We start from the raw sequence: 24196 nt of genomic DNA on the forward strand, positions 1-24196 counted from the left end.
TTACAGCCACGTTTTGGAGGTCCCTTGGCTTTTCACATTCGCCCCATGACCCTTGCCGATAATGCCGCCGTTGCAAAGGTTATTCGTGATGTCTCGGCAGAGTTCGATTTAACCGCCGACAAAGGCTTTGGCGTAGCAGATCCCCAGTTGGATAACCTGTTTGCCTATTACCAGGAGATGGGTGGGCGATATTGGGTAGTAGAGCTGGATGGCAACATTGTCGGCGGCGGCGGCGTCACGGCACTCAGTGGCGCCAGTGACACCGTTTGTGAACTACAAAAAATGTATTTTATGCCACAGCTAAGAGGCTTGGGTGCCGGTAAAGCTCTGGCACTGTTAGCCATGGAAGAAGCGCGTAAAAGCGGCTTTAAATTGTGCTACCTGGAAACCACTGCCGTGCTAAAAGAAGCGCTGGCGCTTTATCAAAAACTCGGCTTTAAGCAGCTTACCCAGCCAATGGGCAGCACCGGGCATAATGACTGCGAGATTTGCATGGCAAAGACCCTATAAAAAAGCCCGGTTAAACCGGGCTTTTTTATAGCTCCGACTTCACTTCATAGTGCTGCACAACCAAAGAGCCGGGTTTAATACTATTGATAAGTTCCCGGTTAGTGGGGTCGTCATTGAAGGTACGTTCCGCGGCTAAAGCGTGTTCCAAGGTTTGCCAATAGACTAAATCCAACCATTGGCGCCGGGCTTCGTTGTAGCTCAGCTTGCGGCCTAAAAAGCCAGGGCAGCGCTTAAGGTAGCTACCGCAGCGCTGGGCTGCACTGATAAAGTCTTGGTCGGTAATACCGTCGGCCAGCGAACAATGCACCGTTAAAATAACGCTCATACTTCCCTTCCCTGCCCTTTGGGCAATAAAAAAGCCACCGGATGGTGGCTTTTTTATTTAACCGGAAAGGTCGTCGAAGAAGCGTTTTACGCTATCGAAAAACCCTTCGGCCTTGGGCTTGTGCCTTTTAGCCGACTCCCCGGTGAGGGTCTTTTCCAACTGTTCCAACAGCTCACGCTGCTCAGAGGTGAGGTTAACAGGGGTTTCCACCACTGTTTTAACCATCAAATCGCCGACTACGCCACCGCGTACGGATTTAACGCCCTTACCTCGTAAACGGAACATGCGACCGGTTTGCGTACCCTCAGCCACCTTCAACTTAACGCGACCATCCAGGGTAGGAACTTCAATTTCGCCGCCCAGGGCCGCGGTGGTGAAGCTGATCGGCATTTCGCAATAGAGGTTCGAGCCGTCGCGCACAAAGATCGGGTGATCTTTTACATGCACTTGCACATAAAGGTCACCTGCCGGTGCGCCAAACTGGCCTGCTTCACCTTCACCTGCCAAGCGAATACGATCGCCAGTGTCGACCCCTGCCGGGATCTTCACATTCAAGGTCTTGGTTTTCTGAATTCGGCCTTGGCCATGACACTTGTCACAAGGGTCGGTGATCTCTTTGCCCGAACCGCCACAAGTGGGGCAGGTTTGTTGCACCGCAAAAAAGCCTTGGCGCATCTGTACCTGGCCCAAGCCATTACAGGTATGGCAGGTTTTGGCACTGGTTCCGGGCTTGGCACCGCTGCCATCGCACTTATCACAAGCGGCGTAGGTGGGTACCTTAATCTCTTTGGAGACACCGCGAACCGCCTCTTCCAAGGACAGTTCCATGTTGTAACGAAGGTCAGCACCACGGGCTTGTTGACGACCACCGCCACCACGGCGACCACCGCCAAAGATGTCACCGAACACATCACCGAAAATATCGGCAAAGTCAGCGCCACCGGCTCCGCCGCCAAAGCCACCGCCGCCGCCGCCCATATTCGGGTCAACCCCGGCATGGCCATAACGGTCATAGGCTTCGCGCTTATCGCTATCGGTGAGGATCTCGTAAGCTTCTTTGGCCTCTTTAAACTTGGCCTCTGCTTCGGCGTTGCCAGGATTGCGGTCCGGGTGATACTTCATGGCCAGCTTTTTATAAGCTCGCTTGATGTCTTTCTCGTCAGCACCGCGTTCAACACCCAGTACTTCGTAGTAATCACGCTTAGACATAAATCTCAGGTCCGCTTAACGGTTAACGGGCGCCTTGTGGCGCCCGTGTCTATAAGGCCGGGGCCTTACTTCTTATCGTCGTCTTTGACTTCTTCGAATTCGGCGTCAACGACATCGTCACCGCCTTGGCCAGCGCTTTGCTGTTCTTGGGCGCCACCAGCTGCTTGTTCCTGCTGCATTTTTTGTTGCAGGATCTCCATCAGCTTACCGGACGCTTCCACCAGCGCTTGCTGCTTGGCTTCGATCTCAGCCTTGTCGGTGCCTTTAACAGCTGTTTCCAGCTCGCCAAGCGCGGCTTCGATTTTGGCTTTATCGTCAGCACCTACCGCATCGCCTGCTTCTTCAAGCTGCTTACGGGTGCCGTGAACCAACGCATCGGCTTGGTTACGGGTGGTAACCAGTTCTTCGAACTTTTTATCGTCCTCGGCATGCGCCTCGGCGTCACGTACCATTTTATCGACTTCGTCCTCAGACAAACCAGAAGAGGCCTTGATGGTGATCTTCTGCTCTTTGCCAGAGTTTTTGTCTTTGGCAGAGACGTGCAGGATACCGTCAGCATCGATATCGAAGGTCACTTCGATTTGCGGCATGCCGCGCGGTGCTGGCTGAATGCCGTCGAGGTTGAACTGGCCCAAAGACTTGTTGTCGCCACTGCGTTTACGCTCACCCTGCAGCACATGGATGGTTACCGCAGACTGGTTGTCTTCAGCGGTAGAGAACACCTGGCTGTGCTTGGTGGGAATGGTGGTGTTTTTCTCGATGAGTTTAGTCATCACACCGCCCATGGTTTCGATACCCAGTGACAGCGGGGAAACGTCCAGCAGCAGTACGTCTTTCACGTCACCGGCCAACACGCCACCTTGCACCGCTGCACCTGCAGCCACGGCTTCATCAGGGTTGACGTCTTTACGCGGCTCTTTACCGAAGAATTCGGTAACAGCTTGCTGTACTTTCGGCATACGGGTCTGACCGCCAACCAGGATAACCTCGTCGATATCGGATACAGACAGGTCGGCGTCGCTCAGGGCCACTTTCAGCGGCTCTAAGGTACGGCTGATAAAGTCTTCAACCAAGGATTCCAGCTTGGTGCGGGTAACCTTGATGTTCATGTGCTTAGGACCGGTCGCATCGGCCGTGATATACGGCAGGTTAACGTCGGTTTGCTGGGCTGAAGACAGCTCAATTTTGGCTTTCTCGGCCGCTTCTTTCAGACGTTGCAGTGCCAATTGATCTTTGGTCAGATCGATGCCCTGCTCTTTCTTGAACTCTTCAACTAAGTAGTTGATCAAGCGGTTATCGAAGTCTTCACCGCCCAGGTGAGTGTCACCGTTAGTGGCCAGTACTTCGAAGGTGTGCTCACCGTCCAGCTCGTCAATTTCGATAATGGAAATATCGAAAGTACCACCACCTAAGTCATAGACGGCGATACGCTGGTTGCCTTTTTTCTTATCAAGGCCGTAAGCCAGCGCAGCGGCAGTAGGCTCGTTGATAATACGTTTAACATCTAAGCCCGCAATTTTACCGGCGTCTTTAGTCGCTTGGCGCTGAGAATCGTTGAAGTAAGCCGGTACAGTGATAACCGCTTCAGTTACCGCTTCACCGAGGTAGTCTTCGGCCGCTTTCTTCATTTTTTTCAGCACTTCGGCAGAGATCTGCGGCGGTGCCAGTTTTTTGTCTTTTACGCCAACCCAGGCGTCACCGTTGTCCGCTTCGATGATCGAGAACGGCATGATTTTTACGTCACGCTGTACTTCGTCGTCAGTGAAACGACGACCAATAAGACGCTTGATTGCGAACAGGGTGTTTTTCGGGTTAGTTACCGCTTGACGCTTGGCGGACTGGCCTACCAGCGTTTCACCGTCGTCGGTGTAAGCAATAACAGAAGGGGTAGTACGGGCACCTTCAGCGTTTTCAATAACGCGCGCCTTGTCGCCATCCATGATGGCCACACAGGAGTTGGTGGTTCCCAGGTCGATACCGATAATTTTGCCCATATCAGTCTCCACTAAACAGCTTGAATGTTGATGGTTGATAACGTGGGGGGCTTGCTTGAATTTTCAAGTCCGTTATCAACAAATTGCCTTTGACCCTTATGTGGGGAGGCGTAAATCCCTTTTCAAGGGTAAAAAATAAAAAAACCCGGGTTTTACCGGGTTTTTATAGAAAACCGCGGTTAACCGGCCGTGGTTACCACTACCATGGCCGGGCGCAGCAAACGGCCGTTAAGGCTGTAGCCCTTTTGCACCACGTTAAGCACGGTATTGGCAGGGTGCTCGGTTGACGGCTGCATGGCCATGGCTTGGTGCAGTTCTGGGTTAAATGGCTGACCAACAGGGTTCACTTCTTCCAGGCCATATTTATTAACGGCGCTGTGGAAGGATTTAAGAGTCAGCTCAATACCTTCAAGCATCGGCTTTAAGGCTTCATTGTTAACGTCTCCTAACTCCAGCGCGCGCTCTAACGAGTCAGCGATGGGCAGCAGATCGCCTGCAAATTTTTCCAGCGCAAATTTATGCGCCTTTTCGACATCCTGGGCGGCACGGCGGCGAATATTATCGGCCTCGGCCTTGGCGCGCAGCACAGCATCACGCTGTTCACTCAGTTCCGCTTCCAAACGTGCAACTTCGCTTGCCAATTCCACCTCGGGCAGCTGCTCTTCGCCGGTGGCTTGTTCGGTTTCGGTGCCTTCGGCTTGTGGCTGCTGGCCCTCATCCAGTGGCTTATCCGTTTCTTGGGTCATTGCCTTTCTCCTCAATACAACGTGCGGCTTATTATGGGGGCGATAACGCGGGTTTCAAGAGAGATAAGCTCGGTTATACTGCCGGTGAAGGCCAAAGGGTTGAATTCATGACGCAAGCATTTAAAACCATTGCACTAATTGGCAAGCCCAAACATCAGGGCGCTAACCAGACCGTAATGGCACTGTATCATTGGTTAGCCGAGCAGAATTATCGGCTACTGGTGGAATCAAAAACCGCAGAAGGTCTTGATTTACCTGAAAATTGTCTACGTGACTTAGCCTCATTAGGGGAAGAAGCCGAGCTGGCTATCGTGGTAGGTGGCGACGGCAACATGCTGGGCGCGGCCCGGGTGCTGGCACGTTTTGACGTAGCCGTTTTAGGGGTAAACCGCGGTAATCTCGGCTTTTTAACCGACTTGTCGCCCGATAACTTTGAACAGGCGCTAGGCGAAGTGCTAAGCGGCCGCTTTAAAACCGAGTACCGTTTTTTGCTGGACGCACAGGTTTATCGCCACAAACGTTTGGTGTCCTCCAATACCGCCGTTAACGAAATCGTGCTGCATCCCGACAAAATCGCCCACATGATTGAGTTTTCGGTCAGCATTGACGAGCAGTTTGTTTATAGCCAGCGCTCGGACGGGCTTATTGTTTCTACCCCAACCGGCTCAACAGCCTACTCGCTGTCTGCCGGTGGCCCCATCATCCACCCGAAAATGGATGCCATGGTGCTGGTGCCGATGTTTCCGCACACCCTTTCAAGCCGGCCACTGGTGGTAGAAGGCAATAGCCTGGTAACGCTGCAAGTCACATCGAATACCGACGATTTGCAAATTACCTGTGACAGCCAAGTGGTACTGAGCCTGCAGCCGGGCGATGAAATTCGGGTTCAAAAGAGTGCGAGCCCACTGCGCATGGTGCATCCGACCTGCTACGACTATTACCAGGTGCTGCGTAGCAAACTGGGTTGGAGTTCAAAACTTTATTAGTCGCCTCTTTACTGTATGAAAATCCAGCTTATACTGGATGCAATTACAGTAAGGAGGTGTCTCAATGCTGGTCCAACTCACCGTCAGTAACTTCGCCATTGTCCGTTTTCTAGAACTGGACTTCGTAAAAGGGCTTACCGCTATTACCGGCGAAACCGGCGCCGGTAAGTCTATTGCCATTGATGCACTCGGGCTTTGCCTTGGCGAACGCAGTGAAGCGGCGATGGTCCGCCCCGGCGCTGACAAATGTGAAGTGGCCGCCTGCTTTGACATCAGTGCCCTACCCTTGGCACAAGCCTGGCTCAAAGACAACGAGTTAGACGACGACCAGCAATGCATACTGCGCCGCACCCTAACCGCCGAAGGCCGCTCACGGGCCTTTATTAACGGCCAGCCGGTGCCGCTAACCCAACTTAAACAAATCGGTGAGCGACTAGTGAATGTGCACGGCCAGCACGCCCATCACGCTTTATTAAAACCCGACCACCAGTTGCTGCTGTTAGACCAATATGCTGGCCACCACAGCCTGCAAGAGCAGGTGCGCCAAGCTTGGCGTGAGCAAAAAATACTGCGCCAGGAATGGCAAGAACTGCAAAGCACCGAAGAGCAGCGCGATGCCCGCCGGCAGCTGTTGGAATATCAAGTACAAGAGCTGGACCAGTTTGCCCTGGAAGACGGCGAATATGAAAATATTGAAGCCGAGCACCACCGCCAGGCCAACGCCGCCAATTTGATAGCCGAATCTGGCCAGTGCCTAAGCATGCTTGGCGAAAATGACGAACTGAATGTCAGTGACATGCTGCGCCAGGTAGTTGACCGCCTTGGCCGCCTGCAAGGTGACGACCCCGCCTTAGAGCCGATAGTGTCAGTACTGCACGATGCCAGCGCCTTGCTTGACGATGCCAGCCACGAACTGAGCCGTTATCAGCAGCACCTGGAAATTGACCCGCAGCAGTTTGCCCTTTTGGAAGCCAGGTTAAGCGGCGCCATCGATTTAAGCCGCAAACATAAAGTGGCGCCATCGGCACTGCCGCAACTGCACCAACAGCTGGCAGAAGAGCTTAAAACCCTGACTGACAGTGACGACCGCCTAACCAGCTTGGAAGCGCAGGTCTGTAAGGCCCAGGAGCATTACCTGGCTTGCGCTCGCAAGCTTAGCCAAAGCCGTGAACGCCACGGCAAGGCGCTTGCCAAAGAAGTGCAAAAAGTGGTGCGCGAACTGGCGTTGCCCCACGCTCAGTTCAGCCTGGAGATCCACTTTGATGAGCAAGCCCCGGTGAGTGGCGGCGGTTTAGATAAAGTCCAAATGCTGGTGTCCACTAACCCGGGGCAACCGCAAGCACCCTTAGCGAAAGTGGCCTCTGGCGGCGAGCTGTCACGTATTGGTTTGGCGCTACAGGTACTCACTTCCAAACAGGAACAAACCCCAACGCTTATTTTTGATGAAGTGGATGTGGGGATCTCCGGCCCCACCGCTGCGGTGGTTGGTAAATTACTGCGCACATTAGGAGACAAAAATCAGGTACTCTGTGTCACTCACCTGCCGCAAGTGGCAGGCCAGGGTCACCAGCAACTGCGGGTGACCAAGAAAACACAAAAAGACAGCACAGAAACCTTGATGGAAGCGCTCAATGGCGAACAACGCATTGACGAGTTGGCCAGATTGTTAGGTGGCGATGTGATCACCGAAGCAACCCGTGCCAATGCCAGGGAACTTTTGGCCAGATAAAGGCTCTGTTGCTGCATGTTACCGGGCGAGGCTATCATGCGCCTGAAAGTTGAGAGATGGAAAACAGAATGAAAAGAGCCTTGCTGGCCCTGACTCTGGGCCTGAGTTTAAGTGGTTGCGGTCTTGTTTACCGTATCGATGTGCCTCAGGGAAACTACCTGGAGCAGGACCAAATTGATAAATTGCAACCCGGCATGACCCAAGATCAAGTGACTTATGTACTGGGCACACCTTTGCTAGTGGACAGCTTTAAGCCGGGCACTTGGTACTACAAATATGAGTATCGTTCTGGCCGCACCGGTAAAACAACCACGAAAGATGTGGTGGTGCATTTTGACGCCAATAACAAACTGAAAAGCGTTGATACCAGCGACTTTAAAGTGCCAGCAGACCTAGGCGGTAGCGCTAAGGCCGCCGCCAGCAACGATAAAACCGACGCTACTGGTGGCAAACCGGACGCGAAGGCAGGTTAATCGCCAGAACGCAGGGGGTTGGGGCGGCCCCCTGTGGTTTTATTAGCGCGCCCTTCTTCTTTCGCTTTTTCTGCCCGGCGGCGGCGAATGTCTTTAGGGTCAGCCGTTAATGCCCGGTAGATCTCGACTCTATCGCCTTCTCTGACCTTGTCGGTCAACTTACAGCTTCTTGACCAAATCCCAACGTCGTTTTTACTCAAGTCGATTTCTGAAAACCGGCCTTGAATACCGCTGCGCTCGATAACCTCTTGCACCGTGGCACCGTCAATCACCTTTAAGGCAATTAAGGCTTGGTTATCGGGCCGTGCATACGCCACTTCCACACTCAACAGACGTTCACTCACGGCCGGTAAACCTCATGGGCGCGTTTACAAAAAGCGTTAACCATTGACAAGGTTAATTGCTGGAAGATACCACCAAAGGCTATACCGACCAGGGCCGAAGAAAATTCAAATTCCATTTCCAGCTTTACGGTACAGCCCTGCTCGCCATTGGCGATAAAGTGCCAATTTCCCCTTAAATACTTAAAAGGACCATTGACCAATTCCATAGCAATGCGGTCTGGCGCATAAAGAGTATTGCGAGTGGTAAATGACTTACGCACCGGCCCTTTCGCCACATCCAGGGTTGCGGTCATGGTGGTGTCGGTTTGGCTAAGCACCCGCGATGCTACACACCCAGGCAAGAACGCCGGGTAGCTGGGTACGTCGTTGACCAAATCAAACATGGCCTGAGGAGAAAAAGGCACTTGCGCTTGTCGCTGAATACGCGGCATGGCTTCTGTATTAACGATGACTTTGCCGCGCATGATATCACTTGTTATCTGCCTGGGCATCCAGGCAAAATGCCATGCATTCGAATTGCCTTTGCGTATAATGCGCGCATGACCAAGAAAAAAGCCCTTAAGGGCGGTGACACTGACATCGCCCAGAACAAAAAAGCCCGCCACGATTATTTTATCGAAGAGACCTTTGAAGCCGGCATTGCCCTGCAAGGCTGGGAAGTCAAAAGTCTACGGGCAGGAAAAGCCAATATCAGCGAAGCCTACGTTGTATTAAAAGACAGCGAAGCCTACCTGTTTGGTGCCACCATTCAGCCCCTTAATACCGCCTCAACGCATGTTGTGGTGGACCCGACCCGTACCCGTAAGTTGCTGCTTAATCAGCGGGAGCTGGACACGCTGTATGGGCAGGTGCATCAAAAAGGCAAAACCGTTGTACCGCTGAAGATGTATTGGAGCCGCGCCTGGGCAAAACTGGCTATCGGTATTGCCCGCGGTAAAAAAGAGCACGATAAACGTGATGACGTGAAAGACCGAGACTGGCAGCGTGAGAAAGCCAGGGTCATGAAACGCGGTTAAAAAAAGCGCCTAAGGGCGCTTTTTTTACATCAAGGTCATTCTCAGCACTAAAAAGCCCAGAATAAAAATGCCAAGGGAGGCCAAGTACACCCAGGCACCGTCGCGTTTTCGCCGGCTGCGTTTTAACGCTAACTTCAGCAAAATCAGGTTAAAAACCACCAGCAACACCGGCACTATCAGCGCCCAAAGGCCATATAAGTGCGACTGTGCCTCGCTGTATTTCACCACCAACACCAAGTTGATAACGATAAGCAGCGCCAAGGTTTTTTGAATACCGTCAGCACGCCGCTGCGGTGCTTGTTTGGCCATAGCAAGTTCCTATCAGCAGAGCTAAGCACCGCTGTTAATGAGGGCTTTTCTTAATAACCACGGGTTGTGGTGCTACCGCCACCGATTCGCGTGTGACCGGTTCATTGGCCTTAGCCGCCTTGGCAGCCTGCTGCACGGCGTTATCCGGCTCGCTGCGGTCAAAAATAGATAACAGGCTTTGTTTGGCTTGTTTGGTCAAAAGCAGTAATTCAATACGGCGGTTTTCACTGGCATCGGGGTGCTTTTTATCCACCGGGGTGCGGTCAGACATCGCCGTCACCTGCAGCACCCGGTTCTTCGGCATACCGCCCGTTTCCAACACCCGCCGCGCCATTAGGGCCCGGCCGCCGGAAAGCTCCCAGTTGCCGTAGTCCTTACTTTGATAAGGCACGGCATCGGTATGGCCGGAAATAACCATCGAATTTTTTACGTGTTTAAAAACCGGTGCCAAGGCCAGCAACAAGTCTTCAAAAAACGGACTCATTTTCACCGAGCCACGGGCGAACATTTGCCGGTTATTGTCGTCTTGAATGCTGATCCTAAGCCCTTGCGGCACCACTTTAACGTCAAGGTTGTGCTCGGCATTAAGCTTCTTGGCCATGGACCTAATCACTGCCGCCACCAGCGCCATGGATTGCGGCGTCTCAAAGTCGCCATCAATCATCGAGTCAAGCTTGGGCCCCTGGCCTTTACCCGGTTCGGTTTGTCCTTTGGGTACCTGGCTGTACATGGAAATGCCGGACTTTAATTGGCCGCTGGTCAACAGCTGCGAGGCAATGTTGTCTATCACCGCTGGCTGCCCTTCCAAATCAATAGGAAAGGGACTGTTGGCCAAATCAAAGGGGTTTTTGGACTTATCAAATACCGAGTAGTTACGCAGGCTGGTCGCCATTACTTGCCGCTCATGCTGATTGGTCACCGACAACAACCACAGCACCAAAAACAGCGACATCATGGCTAAGGTAAAGTCGGCAAAAGCGACTTTCCAGGCACCGCCGCCGCCTTCACCATGCCCGCTGCGACGCGGTGCCCTTTTGATAATAATGGTTTCGTTGGTGGGCCTGAGCATTAAAGCGCCTCGCTATCTAGCCACTTTTCAAGGGTAGAGAAGCTGGGTTTAACGTCCATTTCTAACACCCGCCGACCGGCATCAACGGCCAACATCGGTGCTTTACCCGCCACATGGGAGGTCAGTACCGCCTTCACGCACTCCAGCAGTGACACCTTGCGATGCACCAGCTCAGCCATGGCCGCGCCGGTGGGCTCAAACAAGCAATAACAGCCAAAGATACCGATAAAGGTACCCACCAGCGCCGAGGCCACATGCACGCCAATATCGGCCAGTGGCCCGTCAAGATGCTGCATTGTGATGATGATGCCGCCAACCGCTGCCAAAATCCCAAAGCCTGGCATGGCTTCACCGGTGCGGTGTAGCGCTTTGGAGGCTTTGAGCATGTCATCCTCAATGGCGAGAATTTCCTGCTCCAGCACCGCCTCAAACTCGTGGGCCGAGATCTTGCCCATGGCCAGCATTCGCAGGTTATCGGTAATAAAGTTTACCAAAATGGCTTCTTTAAGTACTTCCGGGTAGCGTTGAAACCAGGGGCTTTCCTGAGGGGCCTCAATGTGCTCGTCCAACACTTTAAGGCCTTTTTGGCGAATTTCATCCAGCAGCAGGTGCATCAGCATCAACAGCTCACGGGCGAGTTCCGCCTCGCCCTTACGTACGGACAAAATGCCTTTTACCTGGATGCCCACTTCTTTGAGCACAACCATGGAATTACCGAGCACCATGGAGCCGAGGGCGGCTCCGAGGATGATGATCATCTCTGAAGGTTGCCACAGCGCTACCAGCTTACCTTGAGCCATGACAAAGCCACCGAAGACGCACAGCGCCACCACGGCTATCCCTATCAGTTTCTGCATAGTCTTAATGCCTCTCGAGGTATTTGTTCAAGTTACCCAGGCATTCTTTATGTAACTGACAAACCCGCGATTCGGTCAGTCCCAAAACTTGGGCAATTTCTTTCATGTTCAGCTCATGCTGGTAGTAAAGGGTCAGCAGCAGCTGCTCGCGGGGGTTAAGTTTGGCCAACATCTTGCCAAGGGTACGCTTGAGCTCAAACGACTCGGTGCTACCACTGGCAGGTTCCATTTCTTTGATAAGCCAATCTTCCAGGCACTGCATTTCTTCAGCTTGATTGGCATAAACCAGTTCACGCACCTGGGCCAAGGAGATCCCCATTTCTTCTGCAAGCTCATTATCACTGGGGGTTCTGCCGAGGCGGTTGTAGAGTTTTCGGTGGTGATGGTTCAAGTCATGGGCCGCTTGGCGCACTTGCCGCGGCCGCCAGTCCTGGCGACGCAGTTCGTCCAAAATTGCGCCACGGACCCGTTTAAAGGCGAAGCTTTCAAAAGCTTCATCGGGTTCACCATAACGGCGAATGGCTTCCAGAAGCCCCATCAGGCCAACTTGCTCAAAGTCGTCTTGACTAAAAGCGGCACTGACTTGGCTGCGAAGGTGTGAGCAAGCACGTTTAACCAGGTGACCATAACGGCGCAGCAGTAATGCTTCGTTATTTGCAGCTGGATTTAGCCTAACTTCCGGGCTCTCGACACGGTATGGTTCCATCTTCCCTCTCCTACTGGATCACCACTTTGGTGAGCAAAACTTGGTCCAACGCCAGCTCGTAGCCGAAGCGTTTAACGGACGTTTCTAGTTGTTTTTTCAACGCAGTTTGCAGCTTCTCAATGTCCTGGATCTCTTTGCGCACGTCTTCGTATTGACGGTCGGAAAAGTACTGCATCAGGGCATTGCGAATAACGGGTTGTAGGTCGTCGCTTTCTTTAGGCATGCGCGGGTCATGGCTTACTAACGCCAGTTCCAACATCATGTAGTGCTGAACGTCATCACCAGGAATGGAGATAACGAACTTGCCAAGGGGGTGAAAAATTGGCTTTTTGCTCATCTGGATTGCCGGCGCGGGTGCCGGGGTGAACATGCCTTTGACATTGATAACGCCTGAGTAGGCGCAATAACCAAAGCCGGCAGCAAGCAGCACCAACACCAGCAACACAATCACTAAAGGACTGAGCTTTTTCTTTTCTTTTGCAGCTTCATTAGCCAATGTTTCTACTCCTTTAAGCCAGGGTGCTTACCCAGCCGTTCTGTTCGCTGGAATAAGTGGATTGTTCTTCTTCTAAGGCGCTGACCGGGGTATTAGCGATGATGTTTTCAGCGGCTAATTGCTCTTGATCCCGGCCGTGTTGCCCTTGGCCGCGGTCCTGACCTACCGACACCTCAACCTGGGCACCGTGGTGGTGGGCCAAATCCAAACGCAGACGGTCTAATTGCTGGTGCAGCATGTCCCTGACTTGGGGCTGGCTGGCTTGCAGATGCACGCTTAACTTGTCACCGTCGAGACGCACCGTCATATCGACACGGCCAAGCTCCGGCGGGTCAAGGCGCACCCGGGCTTCTTTAATTTGCTGATTCATTTGCAGATGCAGGCGATCGCCAAGGGCCGCGGCTAAATCGTTAGCCCATTGCGGATTGCTACCTGCATGACTGGCCGTCAACTTGACCGGCGCCCACTCAGGCATGCTGTCGAGCTTGCCCAAGAGCCCTGAAATCGATGTTGTACTGGCTGCGGTCTCTTGATGATTACTAACGCCAGTACTGAGGCCTTTGTCCAATTGGCTAAAAAGCGCCGTTTTCAACAGGTTACTGCTGGCATTGTTGCCTGCATTCAGCGGTTGCTGCGAAAGCTGCACCGAGCCGCTGTCGGCATTTCCCGAAACGCTGGTCGCTTTTAATTGCACCGACAAAGACACTTGCTGCTGCTGGACGCTGCTATTTTGCAAACGGCGCAGTTGGGTGTTGGTTTGCTGAGCCGTTAACAGCGGATTGGCAGCGGTGAGCGGTTGCGGGTCTTGGTGGTGCTGGTGCGTTGGCGTTTTAGCCTGCTGCGCTTTATCGCCTTTTTCCAGCGAGCCATGCTTAGGTGCATCGGCTTGCTGCGCCAGTAAGCTGTCCACGTCGGCGCCAGCAGTTTCTTGGCCGTCATCCTTGGGCGTAGCAGATACCTCTTTGCTGGCTTGACGAGGCTGGGCCTTAGCACCGGTTACCGCATCTACCATCGCCGCCAGCAGTTGGCTTAAATCGTTAACGGCAGCCTTGGCTTGTTGCTGCCCTTGGCCCGCCGTTGCTGCCGCTTTTTGGCCTTGGGCGGCGTCGTCTTTCTCAGCGGCATTCATTTGGCTGTTAAAGCGGTGCTCGGCACCTTTGCCATTACTTTTCACTTTCAACGGCGAATGCTGACCGTGGGACGGCGTTGTTCCGAGTTGCTGAGCTTTCATGGGTTTTCCTCTAACTGCTGGTAGGCGCGCAGGCCTTCCTGTCTTTCCCTGTGACCGGCCAGGAGCTGTTCCAGTCGTTGTTGCTCGGCATCAACCAAGTCCATCGCTTCTTGATGCGAAGATTTGAGAACGTGGAATGCTTCGGATAAATGCGCGGGAACGGGCTGGAGCTTCTTGACCAACTCACCGGCCAAGCGGTCGTGACGTGCCAAGGCATGCCACTCACCAGCCTTGGCACTAGAGACCAGGGCGCGAGCTAAGGCTTCAATTTGTAGATTCAGCGGTTGTGACATCGGCACAGCTCAATCAGCCATTCATGAACCATTAATGTGCAAATGCCCTGCCATATTTTTTTATCAATAAAATCAGCAGTTTGTAATTTTAAATCCAGAAAAGCGGAAGCGGAATTTCCGCAGGGGAAGGAAGCAGGAAAAGGGGAAAGGGAGCAAACAGGGTAAAAAAAAGCGGCCTATTTGGCCGCCATTGCTTCCCAACCCTGTTTGAGGTCATTCATGATTTTATAAATGATCTCCAGGCCGGAAAGGTCGTTCTTTAAGCTGCACTCAAATAGGCGCCGCCCACAAAAGTCGTAAAGTTGATGAAGGTTCTCAGCTAACTGACCGCCCTTGTCTTTATCCAGCGCGGTATCCAAACCACTCAAGATATCCAAACACTTGGTGATGGATTTCGCTTTACGGTCAAATTGCTTGGCATGAATATGGCCTTCGGCTCGGGCCAGCTCATCCATAAACCCCTCAATTAGCATCAATACCAGATGATGAGGGTCAGCAGAAGCGGCGCGCGCTTCGAGCTGAGTATGTTGATAAGCGTCGAGGCCAGATTCCTCTAACATGGTGGCTCCTGGAATTAAAAGAGACTGCGAGTTTGTTTCATTTGGGCCATTACGTCTTTCATCTTCGCGAATTGATTGACGTAACGCTTGTATTGGTTGTCCATACGCTTGTCGAATTGGTCCATCCGATCATGAAGCCGGTCCATGCTTTCTTTCGTGCTTTTGCTGGTGGCGCCCAGCGCTGAGTGGCTAGAACCAACATAGGCGTCCACCAGTTGGTCGAGTTTGCTCATGGCGCCCTTACGGCCACCTAAAATTTGGTTCAAACCATTGGGATTTTCTGCCAGGTAGCTGTCCAGCTTCTTGCTGTCCAAGGTCAGCTTGCCGGTTTTATCAACGCCAATACCCAGCTTATTTAAATGCTCGGTTTGAAAAAGGTTTTTGCTTTGGCTTTGGAACATGCGCAGCGTGGAATCACCGGGCAGTTTTGGCATTTTGCCGTCTTCTGCGGTGGTGTATTCCTTAATTTTGTTCATCAAGCCGTTGTAACCATCCACGAAACCTTGCAATTGCTTCTTGGTGGTTTCCATATCCCGGCCAACGTTAAAGCTTAAAAAGTCGCTAGGTTTTGCCTGCGCTTTTTTAAGATTGATGGTTAAACCATCCACGGCTTTATCGAGGGTGTTGGAGGGAGAGGTAATAGGAATACTTTGGTCGTTCCCCAAGAACACCAACGCATCTTGCGCCTTGCTAAGGTGCCGCTTCGAGGTCACGGCCTTAGCAAGCTCTGAGCCCGCGCCGTTCCATTTGGCAACCGGTTTACCGTCGTCATCTAACGGCGCGCCAAAACTCATGGCAATGGTATTGGCCTTACCGGTTTTTTCTGACGACACCAATAAATCCACACCTTTACCGGTGCGCATTAACGAGGCGCGAACCCCTGGGTTGGCAGAGGCGTTATTAATGGCGTTACGTAAGTCCGCCAGCTTGGCATCTTTACCTAACTTGGCTAAATCAATGGCCAGCGTCTGCCCCCCAACCTTAAGGTGTAATACCCCGGTGGCAGGCAATGTGTCTTCATCGCTGGCAAAGTGCAGGGCCCACTGATCGCTGGCAGCCAATTGCTGCACATGCATCTGGTATTGGCCGGGGTTGGCCTTACCGTTAGCCGTGATGTCGGCGATCCCCTTCTCGGACGGTGTGACTTTATAGCTCTGCAGCTCGCCCCGGCGGTCCAAAGGCTTAATGGCATCTTTGAACTTATGGAACTGGCTGGTGATGTCCTTATAGGCGGCCATTTTCGCTTTCAGTGCATGACCCTGTTTGGCAAACAGTTCGTCCTGTTTGACACGGTCAGCATTGACGAACTGTTTGGCCATGGTTCTGACATCGGCAGAACTGTCAACGCGAGGCATGGGCATAAGTCGGTCCTATAAAAAATAAAAGACCTCCAGCTGTGGCCAGAGGTCTTCTAGGCTTAACGCAGCAAAGAAGATACCAGGCCGGTGATCTGGTTGGCGTGACCCAAAACAGAAACACCAGATTGCATCAGCAGCTGATCTTTAGTCATGTTGGAAGACTCGGCAGCGAAGTCAGCATCCATGATGCGGCCTTTCGCAGCGGAAGTGTTCTGACTGATAGACGCCAAGTTGTTGATGGTGTGGTCCAAACGGTTGATGTTGGCACCGAACTTGGCACGGGCAGCACCGATGGCGTCTTGGAGCTTGTCCAGAGAGTTCATCTCGTCGTGCGGATTGTCAGTCAGAGCATCCAGGTCGTCTTGGTTGCTCAGTACGTTGTCAATTTCACCGCTGGCGTTAAAGTCCAGAGTTTCGGTAGAAGAAGCACCGATTTGGAAAACAACGTCGCCGTCCAGCTTGCCGTCTTTGAACAGCTTTTGACCAGAACCGTAAGTGGTTTGGGTCATGATACGGGTCAGTTCGTTTTTCAGCTCTTGGTATTCTTTATCCAGCGCTTCAACGTCAGTTTTACCGTTAGTACCGTTAGCCGCTTCGGTGGCCAGGTCTTTCATACGGAAAACGATGTTGGAGGTTTCGTCCAGGGCGCTGTCAGCAGTTTGCAGCATGCTGATAGCGTCTTGGGAGTTACGCTGAGCAACAGTCATACCACGAGTTTGCGCGGTCAGACGGTTAGCAATTTGCAGGCCAGCGGCGTCATCAGCAGCGCTGTTTACGCGCAGACCAGTACCCAGACGTTGCATAACACCGGTCAGGGCGTTGTTGTTATGAGTCAACGCGTTCTGGGTAACCAGTGACGCGAAGTTAGTGTGAATGGACAGTGACATAGTGTCTTTCTCCGATTGGTATTTGCCGAACGAACGGCCTTCGTCGTTCTCCCTGATTAAGCGACGCCACCGTATTGAAAATGAAGGAAAGGGAAAAAAAACTTCGCCTATGAGCGGCGAAATTTAGTTAACCGCCCAGCAGGGCTACCACGGAAAAACGCGACAGGTTGGCTTGCGCCAACAGGGCACTGAGTTGTTGCTCGAAAGGGGCATTTTGCATCTGCGTTTTTAGCGCCGCACCGATGGCTTCCATTTCATTGCCGCCGCTAAGTTGCTCGGAACGCAGCTCGGCAATTTTGGCCAACAGGGTGTTGCGCTGAGCCTGCAATTGCCGGCGATGCTGCTCCAGTTGGTTAAGGAGCTCGCGCACGCGCTGCTTTTCAATAGTGACATCACCGCCATGCAGGCCGTCGGCCATTAAATCCAAGACATGGCGCTGTGGCTCAAGGCTAATGGGCACCGGGTTACCGGCCGGCACGCGAATGCCCTGCCCTTGCATCTGCCAAGGTCCACGGAAAAACATTTTATCGCCGGTCAGCAGTAATTGGCCGTTATCGTCTTGCTCAACGCTAATGCCAAAGCTGGAAAGCTGCCGTGATAAATCAGCAATCACTCTTGATGGGCGGCTATTAGCCCGGATGGTTAAACTGACATGGTGGCCAGTTGGCAACCGCATCATAACCTGTTCGTCTTGAGGGCGAGGGCTCAGTAAATCCACGCGGCTCAGCTCATAGCTCGAAAGCCTTGGATTTTTTGATTTGGGCGCCAGGTTCGGCCCGAGCTGCCCTTCTTTAACCACCTGCTCGGCTAACTTTTCCACCTTTGCCGATAATTGCTCGCTGTTTTGGCCACTTTGCTCTAATTGGCGAGCCAGTTTAAGTAGCTCGCGATATAGCGACACCACGCTTTGCTCGGTGGCTTGCAGGGATGACAGCTCACTTTGCGCCTGACTCAGTAACGCCCATTGACCATGGCGCAGCGCCTTGGCGCTGATGCGATCGCGCACCAGCGGCGGATTCGCCTTTGCCTCGTCGCTGTGTTTGGCCGATACCGGCGCACCAGCAGCAATACCGCCAGGGGCGGTGCGAGTTTCGTTACTGAGAAGGGGCGTTATCTGCATCGGTAGCCTAGAGGTAGTCGAACAAGGATAACTGGCTCAACTTGCTGTATGTCTTCTGGGTAGTATTCAGTGCCATTTGAATACGGTTTACCTTTTCAGCGGCACTGACATAATCCAGATCGCGAAGCTGGCCTATGACTTTTTCATTACTCAGCGACATATCATCCTGGGCATTACTGAGACTTTCAACACTGCGGATACGGCCACCCAATTCGGTAAGGGTACGGTTGAGCGTGCCAATGGTGCCACTGATGGTTTTCAGCATCTTTTTACCCTCGCCAGGCACGTCGCTGCCGGGGGTTTCGATGGTTTTGATAAAGTCATCAAGCTGGTGGAAAAAGTCTAAGCCCTGACCGAAATAGACGTTATCAATGGTGACATTGGTGCTGAGCATAACGCCACGCGCCACTTGCACCAGGCGCTGTTGGTCGTCGCCCTGGTAAACAATGTGGCCATCTTTGTCACGCACCAAGGGCGCCTTAGATAACTTACTGCCGGAGAAAAGGTAGTAACCTTCTTCATCACGGGCGTTAGCGAAATCCAACAGGTTGTCGCGCAAGTTCTTAAGCTCTGATGCATCGGCGTGACGGTCGCCGTCAGATGAGGCACCGTTGGTAGCGCCCAGTGCTAGGTCTTGAATACGCAGCAACACATCAAAACTGGAGTCGAGCTGTACTTCCGATTTTCGCAATACATTCGAGACGTTGCCGATGTTGTCGCGAAATTGCTTCAAGCTGGTTTGCTCACGGCCCATGCCAATCAACTGCACTGCCGTTAGCGGGTTGTCGGAAGCCTGGGTGAGCTTGTAGCCGGTGCTCATTTGCTGCATGGATTTGGCATAGCGTTGGTCCTGGCGGCCCATGCCCTGCACGATGAACTGGCTTAGCTGGTTGCTTGACACCCGCATCAGAACATCTCCATCAGCGTATTGAATATGTGGTCAGCGGCGCTTATTACTTTGGCGTTCGACTGATAAGCCTGGGTGAACTTCATCAGCTTGGCCGCTTCTTCATCCTGGTTAACCGCGCTGACCGAATCACGCTGGTTAAGGGCGTCTTGGCGCAAGCTGGTACTGGCCGTTGCTTTGGCTTGCGCTTGCCCAGAACTGACAGCCAGACTGCCAAGCAGGCCGGTATAGGCGTCAAAGAAGCCATTTTTCATCTTGTTAATGGCCAGCAGGTTGCTGTTGTTGCCTTTACCACCGGCCGGTTTACCCTGGCCGTCGCTGCCGATAAACGCCAAATCTTCCGGTTTAAAGCCGTCTGCCAGCATCATTGACGCCGCCGGGCCCTTGTCCGAGAAGCTAAACAGTGCCTTGCCGGGGTTGCCATTTAAATCAAAGCCTTGCTTGAGCTTGTCATTAATTGAGGTGGCCACGGCTTTAGCCTGGCTGTCCAAGGCTTTATGAAGTTGCGCCAGCTTACCGCTTAAATAATCACGGTTGGCGCCCAAAGAGCCACCGAAGTGATGAACCTCGAAAGCATCATGGTCAAGGGTCAAAATGATTTTGTCGTCGCGGCGGCTAAGCACCGCCGCTTTTGAGCCCAGCACCAACGGCTGGCCGCTCTTTAAGCTGACATCAATACTGCCATCGTCATTGCGATGAGCCCGTATTTCCATGCGCTTGGACATCTTTAAAATCAGATTGTCGCGCTGATCTTCCAGTGCCGAAATGTTATCGCCCTTGGCTTTTAGCTCAACGATATCGCGGTTGAGTTTAGCCAAGGTCTTGGTATCGGTATTGGTGGTTTTAAGCATCACGTCGGCTTGCTCATTGAGCTCGCGCTTTTGGATGTCCAAGCCCTGTGCCAATTGCCGAAAACGCACCGCCAAGGCATTAGCAGACGCAATAATTTGCTGGCGAGGCGCGATAGATTGGGGGCGGTCGGTGGCGGCATTTAAGGCGGTAAAGAACGAGTCTAAACCACCAGATACCGACAGTTCCTTACTGGAAAGTGAGGATTCACTGCGACCAATGGCCGTTTTATAAAGGTCGTCATAGCCTTGCTGAGAAGTCGCTCGCCACAGGGCGGCGGTGTGGTAATCATCAGACACACGGCGCAAATGGGTGACTTCCACCCCGTCACCGGCATTCAAATGCCCGGCACCTTTGCTGGTACGCGCTACCATCACCGCTTCTTGGCGACTGTAGCCATCGGTGTTGATGTTGGCCACGTTCTGACCCACAGCATCTAAGGCGTATTGCGACGCCTGCATGCCCGACAGGCCATTATTCAACAAAGCCATATTCTTACCCTCTAACGACGCTTAAGCGGCTGTTGAAAGGCCGCTACGTTGGTAGTAGCGACATTATTTTCAGAATTCTTAAGCGAAGCCGTTTCTGGCACCAGATGGTTCCACTGCTTGTCGATGGCTTCGGCGATGCCGACATGGGCCTTGCCCGCCATCATGCTGGCCATTTGGCCATCGGCCATTGATTGGTAAAACTGCTGCTGACGGCTGTCAAAGGGGTTGTCTTTATCCGCCAAGGCATGGGAAGCCTCGCGCATGTTTTTCAACACCATTTGCAGAAAAAGCGCCTCAAATTCCTTAGCTGCGGCATGCAGGCCTGCCTGGCCCTGAATATTCTTCAGCCGATTGGGATCTTGATAAAAACCGCTTTCGGCGGCGCCTACAGGGTCCATAGGAACTCCTTAAATAACCACAAGGTCACCTTCAAGGGCGCCGGCTTGGTCAAGCGCCTGAAGGATCGACATAATGTCACTTGGCGATGCACCCAGGCTGTTAACCGCCTGTACTATGGTGTTCAGTGACGTTCCGTCCGGCCAGACAAACATCTTGCGTTTCTCCTGGTCGACGGCAATTTTTGAATCGGGTGTGACCACGGTTTTACCCTGGCTAAAGCCATTGGGCTGGGACACTTTGTAATCTTCGGAAATGGTCACCGTCAGGTTGCCTTGGGTAACGGCAGCGGTATGTACCCGCACGTCTTTCCCCATAACCACGGTGCCGGTGCGGCTGTTAAACACCACTTTTGGGCGTTCACGACCCATTTTTACCGTCAGATCCTGCAGCATCGACATAAACACCACCCGCTGCTCTTTATCGCGAGGGGCATTCACCAGTACCCGGCCAGAGCTTTGGGCGCTGGCCACCTGTGGGCCAAACACCTTGTTAATGGCCAGCTCCACATTGCGGGCGGTGCGAAAGTTAGGCACTTTCAGGTTCAGCACCACCTGCGGCTTTAACATGCTGGCCTCGGGCACTTCTTTTTCGATGGTGGCGCCGTTGGGGATCATGCCAACCGTTGGCACATTGACCTGTACCGACGAGCCGTCGTTACCTTCGGCTTTAAGGCCACCAACCACCAAGTTACCTTGGGCAACGGCGTAAATATCACCGTCGATGCCTTTAAGCGGCGTCATCAGCAAGGTGCCGCCAGCCAGGCTTTTGGCATCGCCAATGGATGACACCGTGACATTAATGGTTTGGCCACGGCCCGCCGCGCTATTGATGTCAGCGCTGACCATCACCGCCGCCACGTTCTTTAAGGTTGGCGAGGTGCCTTTGGGCATCTGCACCCCAAACTGCTTGAGCATGTTAGTGATGGACTGGCTGGTAAAATGCACCTGGTTTTTATCACCGGTGCCCGACAACCCCACCACCAGGCCATAGCCCACCAGCTGGTTGTTCCTTTCCCCTTGCACATCAACAATGTCCAGTAATGGCCGGGTCAGGGCGTAGGCAGCCGAGGTCCACAGACACAGCAGCACAACCACTAAACGCATTAATGCCTCCGGCTCAGAATGGCGATAAAGGATTTTGGAAGAAGCGACTTAACCAACCGGTTTCTTGAACCGGCGCCGATTTGGCAGCTTCATGGGCATAAATAATTTGCGCGTTGGCAACCTTCTGCGAAGACACCTGGTTGCTTTGGCTGATATCGGCGCCGCGCACAAAGCCGCGAAAACGCACCGCCTCGGTGCCCTGCCCCAGGTTCAGCAGTTTTTGGCCATGCACAAACAGCACGCCGTTAGACATCACCTTACCGACAGTGACGGTGATGTAACCGTTGATAGAGTTGTTCTGTTTGGCCGCTGCATTACCGGCAAACTTACCGGTGGAATTGGCGGTAGCAGACAAGGCTTTAATGGATTTACCGGCCACCGTTGGCGCGTCAGCATTAACCTGGGTGCTCTTATTGAAGCTGGAATCGGAGCCGCGCACCGATTGGGTATCTTCGTCCAGCACTATGGTCAGAATGTCGCCCACCCGGTAGGCACGCCCGTCTTGGTAGAGCGGCAAGATCTGCCCCGGCACATAAAGGCTGCCATCCAAGCCCTGGCCTGGGCTGGTGTTGGCCAGGGTTGGGCCCCAATCTTCCTCTACCACTTGGGCAGGGGCATTGGGCCGTGGGTTGACGAACTGGCAGCCACCTAACATCACCAGGCCAATTAGCAGCAACAGGCGCATCGTTATCCCTCAGACCGACTGGTTAACAAACTTGAGCATCTGGTCGGTGGACGACACCACCTTGGCGTTCATTTCGTAAGCGCGCTGGGTGGAGATCATGTCCACCATCTCGTCCACAACCGAAACGTTCGAGCCTTCCAGGGTCTTTTGTTTGATAGAACCCAAAGCATCGGTGCCGGGCACCCCTTCCAGCGGGTTACCGGACGCGGCAGTTTCCTTGTACAGGTTGCCGCCCATGGCTTGCAGGCCCGCAGGGTTTGTAAAATTCACCGTGGTTATCTGCCCCAGTTGCTGCGGGTCGGTTTGGCCGGCAATTTGCGCCGTCACAATGCCGTCGGTACCAATCGACAACGAGGTGGCATTGTTGGGAATTTGAATTTGCGGCACCATCGGCAAGCCGTCGGCGTTGACAATCATGCCTTGGGCGTTACGGCTAAACTGGCCGTTTCGGGTATAGGCGATGTCGCCATTGGGCATTTGCACCTGGAAAAAACCCTGGCCAACAATGGCCATGTCCATGGCTTGGCCAGTGGTTTGAAAGTTACCTTCGGTAAAGACCTTTTGGGTGCCAACAATGCGCACACCGTTACCCAGTTGGATACCGGTTGGCAGCTGGTTTTGCTGGTCTTCCTGGGCACCCGGTTGGCGCTCCATTTGGTAGAACAAGTCTTCAAAAGCGACCCGGTCTTTCTTAAAACCAACCGTATTAACGTTGGCCAGGTTGTTGGAGATAGACGCCATTTTGGCGTCTTGCGCGGCCAGGCCGGTTTTTGCAACCCACAGTGCTGCTTCCATTTCTTATTCCTCTTTTATCAGCCGCCACGCACTAAGCGATTGCCCGTATTGGACAGCTCGTCAGCGGTTTTCATCATCCGTACCTGCACCTCAAAGGTGCGGCTCAAAGACAGGGTGTTAACCATCTCGTCGACGGCATTGACGTTGGACAATTCCAGATGTCCCGACTCCACCACCACGTTGGGGTCCAAGGGGGCCTGGCCGCCATTTTTCATGTAGAAAAGGCCATCTTCACCTTTCGCCAACGCAGTAATAGGTGGGTTTACCAGCTTGAGCTGTCCCGACACCATGGTGCCGTTACCGCCCACCGGGGTAATGGACACGGTGCCGTCGCTGCCGACATGAATGGAGCGATAGTCGTCCACCACCAAGGGGCCATCGGCACCTTCGACCACATGGCCATTGCTGACCAATTCGCCATTGGACGTTACCTGCAGGTTACCGGCGCGGGTATAAGCCTCTTTACCACCTTCCCCTCTGACGGCGATAAAGCCACTGCCGCGAATACCAACATCCAGGCTGCGGGCTGTGGTTTCCAAGCGACCGGCAGTAAAGTCGGTGCCGGGAATTTGCTCTTGCGGCAAAATGCGCGAGCCAAAGCCGGGCCCTTCAATGGGGTAGGCTTTGACGCTTTCCATGTCTGACTTAAAGCCGGTGGTACCGACGTTTGCCAGGTTATTGGCATGGATGCGCTGGGCCGTCAGTGTATGCAGGGCCCCATCCATGGCGGTATAGAGATAACGTTCCAT

General features: G+C 53.2%; 28 protein-coding genes and 1 pseudogene. 5 read left to right on the top strand and 24 right to left on the bottom strand.

What is annotated here, in order from left to right; genetic code table 11:
- The first annotated feature begins 45 nt into the window (after nucleotides 1–45).
- Nucleotides 46–510 carry a GNAT family N-acetyltransferase gene (locus tag DW350_RS13410; protein ID WP_115719416.1) on the top strand — a complete coding sequence of 155 codons (465 nt, stop codon included), beginning with the start codon at nucleotides 46–48 and terminating at the stop codon, nucleotides 508–510.
- Between the two features lie 25 nt (nucleotides 511–535).
- On the opposite strand, the gene DW350_RS13415 is transcribed toward DW350_RS13410, so the two are convergent.
- The 4 genes from DW350_RS13415 to grpE form a co-directional block, all read right to left on the bottom strand.
- Nucleotides 536–835, bottom strand: coding sequence for an antibiotic biosynthesis monooxygenase family protein (locus DW350_RS13415; protein WP_115719417.1), 300 nt, complete (start codon nucleotides 833–835; stop codon nucleotides 536–538).
- A gap of 57 nt (nucleotides 836–892) precedes the next feature.
- On the bottom strand, nucleotides 893–2044 hold the full coding sequence (gene dnaJ, locus DW350_RS13420; protein ID WP_115719418.1) for a molecular chaperone DnaJ: 1152 nt from the start codon (nucleotides 2042–2044) through the stop codon (nucleotides 893–895).
- 65 nt (nucleotides 2045–2109) lie between these two features.
- On the bottom strand, nucleotides 2110–4038 hold the full coding sequence (gene dnaK, locus DW350_RS13425; RefSeq protein WP_115719419.1) for a molecular chaperone DnaK: 1929 nt from the start codon (nucleotides 4036–4038) through the stop codon (nucleotides 2110–2112).
- 179 nt (nucleotides 4039–4217) lie between these two features.
- Nucleotides 4218–4784, bottom strand: a complete 567-nt coding sequence (gene grpE / locus DW350_RS13430; protein WP_115719420.1) for a nucleotide exchange factor GrpE — start codon at nucleotides 4782–4784, stop codon at nucleotides 4218–4220.
- Nucleotides 4785–4891: 107 nt separating this feature from the next.
- On the opposite strand from grpE, the gene nadK reads away from it, so the two are divergent.
- From nadK to DW350_RS13445, 3 genes are all read left to right on the top strand, one after another.
- Nucleotides 4892–5770 carry an NAD(+) kinase gene (gene nadK, locus DW350_RS13435; RefSeq protein ID WP_115719421.1) on the top strand — a complete coding sequence of 293 codons (879 nt, stop codon included), beginning with the start codon at nucleotides 4892–4894 and terminating at the stop codon, nucleotides 5768–5770.
- Between the two features lie 64 nt (nucleotides 5771–5834).
- Nucleotides 5835–7499, top strand: coding sequence for a DNA repair protein RecN (gene recN / locus DW350_RS13440; RefSeq protein ID WP_115719422.1), 1665 nt, complete (start codon nucleotides 5835–5837; stop codon nucleotides 7497–7499).
- Nucleotides 7500–7567: 68 nt separating this feature from the next.
- Nucleotides 7568–7972, top strand: a complete 405-nt coding sequence (locus DW350_RS13445; RefSeq protein ID WP_115719423.1) for an outer membrane protein assembly factor BamE — start codon at nucleotides 7568–7570, stop codon at nucleotides 7970–7972.
- Here DW350_RS13445 and DW350_RS13450 read toward each other — a convergent pair.
- Together DW350_RS13450 and DW350_RS13455 are read right to left on the bottom strand one after the other, a co-directional pair.
- Nucleotides 7969–8316 (bottom strand): RnfH family protein, encoded by a 348-nt coding sequence (locus DW350_RS13450; RefSeq protein ID WP_115719424.1) that lies wholly within the window; start codon nucleotides 8314–8316, stop codon nucleotides 7969–7971. The genes DW350_RS13445 and DW350_RS13450 overlap by 4 nt on opposite strands.
- A complete protein-coding gene (locus DW350_RS13455) occupies nucleotides 8313–8747 on the bottom strand; it encodes a type II toxin-antitoxin system RatA family toxin (RefSeq protein ID WP_115720642.1) in 435 nt (144 codons plus the stop codon). The genes DW350_RS13450 and DW350_RS13455 overlap by 4 nt, the downstream gene beginning before the upstream one ends.
- A 108-nt stretch (nucleotides 8748–8855) precedes the next feature.
- Here DW350_RS13455 and smpB point away from each other — a divergent pair, with 108 nt between their 5' ends.
- Nucleotides 8856–9332, top strand: a complete 477-nt coding sequence (smpB, locus tag DW350_RS13460) for an SsrA-binding protein SmpB (RefSeq protein WP_115719425.1) — start codon at nucleotides 8856–8858, stop codon at nucleotides 9330–9332.
- Nucleotides 9333–9356: 24 nt separating this feature from the next.
- Here smpB and DW350_RS13465 read toward each other — a convergent pair whose 3' ends face one another.
- From DW350_RS13465 to DW350_RS13550, 18 genes and pseudogenes are all read right to left on the bottom strand, one after another.
- Nucleotides 9357–9641: a hypothetical protein gene (locus tag DW350_RS13465; RefSeq protein WP_115719426.1), complete on the bottom strand. Its 285-nt coding sequence runs from the start codon at nucleotides 9639–9641 to the stop codon at nucleotides 9357–9359.
- A gap of 277 nt (nucleotides 9642–9918) precedes the next feature.
- Nucleotides 9919–10710 (bottom strand): annotated as a pseudogene (locus DW350_RS13470) (flagellar motor protein MotB); the annotation flags it as partial.
- Nucleotides 10710–11567 carry a flagellar motor stator protein MotA gene (gene motA / locus DW350_RS13475; RefSeq protein ID WP_115719428.1) on the bottom strand — a complete coding sequence of 286 codons (858 nt, stop codon included), beginning with the start codon at nucleotides 11565–11567 and terminating at the stop codon, nucleotides 10710–10712. The pseudogene DW350_RS13470 and the gene motA, both read right to left, overlap by 1 nt.
- Before the next feature lie 4 nt (nucleotides 11568–11571).
- Nucleotides 11572–12273 carry a FliA/WhiG family RNA polymerase sigma factor gene (locus DW350_RS13480; RefSeq protein WP_115719429.1) on the bottom strand — a complete coding sequence of 234 codons (702 nt, stop codon included), beginning with the start codon at nucleotides 12271–12273 and terminating at the stop codon, nucleotides 11572–11574.
- A 10-nt stretch (nucleotides 12274–12283) separates the two neighbouring features.
- Nucleotides 12284–12769 carry a flagellar basal body-associated FliL family protein gene (locus DW350_RS13485; protein ID WP_115719430.1) on the bottom strand — a complete coding sequence of 162 codons (486 nt, stop codon included), beginning with the start codon at nucleotides 12767–12769 and terminating at the stop codon, nucleotides 12284–12286.
- A gap of 13 nt (nucleotides 12770–12782) precedes the next feature.
- Nucleotides 12783–14000, bottom strand: a complete 1218-nt coding sequence (locus tag DW350_RS13490; RefSeq protein WP_115719431.1) for a flagellar hook-length control protein FliK — start codon at nucleotides 13998–14000, stop codon at nucleotides 12783–12785.
- Nucleotides 13997–14293, bottom strand: coding sequence for a flagellar protein FliT (fliT, locus tag DW350_RS13495; RefSeq protein ID WP_115719432.1), 297 nt, complete (start codon nucleotides 14291–14293; stop codon nucleotides 13997–13999). Before fliT ends, DW350_RS13490 begins: the two co-directional genes overlap by 4 nt.
- Before the next feature lie 176 nt (nucleotides 14294–14469).
- Nucleotides 14470–14853, bottom strand: coding sequence for a flagellar export chaperone FliS (fliS, locus tag DW350_RS13500; protein ID WP_115719433.1), 384 nt, complete (start codon nucleotides 14851–14853; stop codon nucleotides 14470–14472).
- A gap of 14 nt (nucleotides 14854–14867) precedes the next feature.
- The gene (gene fliD / locus DW350_RS13505; protein ID WP_115719434.1) at nucleotides 14868–16214 is read right to left on the bottom strand and encodes a flagellar filament capping protein FliD; all 1347 of its coding nucleotides are present in this window, start codon (nucleotides 16212–16214) and stop codon (nucleotides 14868–14870) included.
- A 56-nt stretch (nucleotides 16215–16270) separates the two neighbouring features.
- Nucleotides 16271–17098, bottom strand: coding sequence for a lateral flagellin LafA (gene lafA / locus DW350_RS13510; protein ID WP_115719435.1), 828 nt, complete (start codon nucleotides 17096–17098; stop codon nucleotides 16271–16273).
- Between the two features lie 127 nt (nucleotides 17099–17225).
- Nucleotides 17226–18218, bottom strand: a complete 993-nt coding sequence (locus tag DW350_RS13515; protein WP_115719436.1) for a hypothetical protein — start codon at nucleotides 18216–18218, stop codon at nucleotides 17226–17228.
- Between the two features lie 7 nt (nucleotides 18219–18225).
- Nucleotides 18226–19125 (bottom strand): flagellar hook-associated protein FlgL, encoded by a 900-nt coding sequence (gene flgL, locus DW350_RS13520; RefSeq protein ID WP_115719437.1) that lies wholly within the window; start codon nucleotides 19123–19125, stop codon nucleotides 18226–18228.
- Nucleotides 19125–20465, bottom strand: coding sequence for a flagellar hook-associated protein FlgK (gene flgK, locus DW350_RS13525; RefSeq protein ID WP_115719438.1), 1341 nt, complete (start codon nucleotides 20463–20465; stop codon nucleotides 19125–19127). The genes flgL and flgK overlap by 1 nt, the downstream gene beginning before the upstream one ends.
- Before the next feature lie 11 nt (nucleotides 20466–20476).
- Nucleotides 20477–20863, bottom strand: coding sequence for a rod-binding protein (locus DW350_RS13530; RefSeq protein WP_115719439.1), 387 nt, complete (start codon nucleotides 20861–20863; stop codon nucleotides 20477–20479).
- A 9-nt stretch (nucleotides 20864–20872) separates the two neighbouring features.
- Nucleotides 20873–21967, bottom strand: coding sequence for a flagellar basal body P-ring protein FlgI (locus DW350_RS13535; protein ID WP_115719440.1), 1095 nt, complete (start codon nucleotides 21965–21967; stop codon nucleotides 20873–20875).
- Between the two features lie 13 nt (nucleotides 21968–21980).
- Nucleotides 21981–22652 carry a flagellar basal body L-ring protein FlgH gene (locus DW350_RS13540; protein ID WP_115719441.1) on the bottom strand — a complete coding sequence of 224 codons (672 nt, stop codon included), beginning with the start codon at nucleotides 22650–22652 and terminating at the stop codon, nucleotides 21981–21983.
- 9 nt (nucleotides 22653–22661) lie between these two features.
- Entirely contained in the window at nucleotides 22662–23447 is a 786-nt protein-coding gene (gene flgG / locus DW350_RS13545) for a flagellar basal-body rod protein FlgG (protein WP_115719442.1), read from the bottom strand.
- A 17-nt stretch (nucleotides 23448–23464) separates the two neighbouring features.
- The gene (locus tag DW350_RS13550) at nucleotides 23465–24196 is read right to left on the bottom strand and encodes a flagellar basal body rod protein FlgF (RefSeq protein ID WP_115719443.1); all 732 of its coding nucleotides are present in this window, start codon (nucleotides 24194–24196) and stop codon (nucleotides 23465–23467) included.

Source organism: Gallaecimonas mangrovi (assembly GCF_003367375.1).
GTDB classification, from domain to species: Bacteria; Pseudomonadota; Gammaproteobacteria; order Enterobacterales; family Gallaecimonadaceae; genus Gallaecimonas; species Gallaecimonas mangrovi.

Coding starts and splice junctions, on each gene's coding strand:
- DW350_RS13410 (WP_115719416.1), top strand. CDS start 46: ATGACCCTTGCCGATAATGCCGCCGTTGCAAAGGTTATTCGTGATGTC.
- DW350_RS13415 (WP_115719417.1), bottom strand. CDS start 835: ATGAGCGTTATTTTAACGGTGCATTGTTCGCTGGCCGACGGTATTACC.
- dnaJ (WP_115719418.1), bottom strand. CDS start 2,044: ATGTCTAAGCGTGATTACTACGAAGTACTGGGTGTTGAACGCGGTGCT.
- dnaK (WP_115719419.1), bottom strand. CDS start 4,038: ATGGGCAAAATTATCGGTATCGACCTGGGAACCACCAACTCCTGTGTG.
- grpE (WP_115719420.1), bottom strand. CDS start 4,784: ATGACCCAAGAAACGGATAAGCCACTGGATGAGGGCCAGCAGCCACAA.
- nadK (WP_115719421.1), top strand. CDS start 4,892: ATGACGCAAGCATTTAAAACCATTGCACTAATTGGCAAGCCCAAACAT.
- recN (WP_115719422.1), top strand. CDS start 5,835: ATGCTGGTCCAACTCACCGTCAGTAACTTCGCCATTGTCCGTTTTCTA.
- DW350_RS13445 (WP_115719423.1), top strand. CDS start 7,568: ATGAAAAGAGCCTTGCTGGCCCTGACTCTGGGCCTGAGTTTAAGTGGT.
- DW350_RS13455 (WP_115720642.1), bottom strand. CDS start 8,747: ATGCCGCGTATTCAGCGACAAGCGCAAGTGCCTTTTTCTCCTCAGGCC.
- smpB (WP_115719425.1), top strand. CDS start 8,856: ATGACCAAGAAAAAAGCCCTTAAGGGCGGTGACACTGACATCGCCCAG.
- DW350_RS13465 (WP_115719426.1), bottom strand. CDS start 9,641: ATGGCCAAACAAGCACCGCAGCGGCGTGCTGACGGTATTCAAAAAACC.
- motA (WP_115719428.1), bottom strand. CDS start 11,567: ATGCAGAAACTGATAGGGATAGCCGTGGTGGCGCTGTGCGTCTTCGGT.
- DW350_RS13480 (WP_115719429.1), bottom strand. CDS start 12,273: ATGGAACCATACCGTGTCGAGAGCCCGGAAGTTAGGCTAAATCCAGCT.
- DW350_RS13490 (WP_115719431.1), bottom strand. CDS start 14,000: ATGAAAGCTCAGCAACTCGGAACAACGCCGTCCCACGGTCAGCATTCG.
- fliT (WP_115719432.1), bottom strand. CDS start 14,293: ATGTCACAACCGCTGAATCTACAAATTGAAGCCTTAGCTCGCGCCCTG.
- fliS (WP_115719433.1), bottom strand. CDS start 14,853: ATGTTAGAGGAATCTGGCCTCGACGCTTATCAACATACTCAGCTCGAA.
- fliD (WP_115719434.1), bottom strand. CDS start 16,214: ATGCCCATGCCTCGCGTTGACAGTTCTGCCGATGTCAGAACCATGGCC.
- lafA (WP_115719435.1), bottom strand. CDS start 17,098: ATGTCACTGTCCATTCACACTAACTTCGCGTCACTGGTTACCCAGAAC.
- DW350_RS13515 (WP_115719436.1), bottom strand. CDS start 18,218: ATGCAGATAACGCCCCTTCTCAGTAACGAAACTCGCACCGCCCCTGGC.
- flgL (WP_115719437.1), bottom strand. CDS start 19,125: ATGCGGGTGTCAAGCAACCAGCTAAGCCAGTTCATCGTGCAGGGCATG.
- flgK (WP_115719438.1), bottom strand. CDS start 20,465: ATGGCTTTGTTGAATAATGGCCTGTCGGGCATGCAGGCGTCGCAATAC.
- DW350_RS13530 (WP_115719439.1), bottom strand. CDS start 20,863: ATGGACCCTGTAGGCGCCGCCGAAAGCGGTTTTTATCAAGATCCCAAT.
- DW350_RS13535 (WP_115719440.1), bottom strand. CDS start 21,967: ATGCGTTTAGTGGTTGTGCTGCTGTGTCTGTGGACCTCGGCTGCCTAC.
- DW350_RS13540 (WP_115719441.1), bottom strand. CDS start 22,652: ATGCGCCTGTTGCTGCTAATTGGCCTGGTGATGTTAGGTGGCTGCCAG.
- flgG (WP_115719442.1), bottom strand. CDS start 23,447: ATGGAAGCAGCACTGTGGGTTGCAAAAACCGGCCTGGCCGCGCAAGAC.
- DW350_RS13550 (WP_115719443.1), bottom strand. CDS start 24,196: ATGGAACGTTATCTCTATACCGCCATGGATGGGGCCCTGCATACACTG.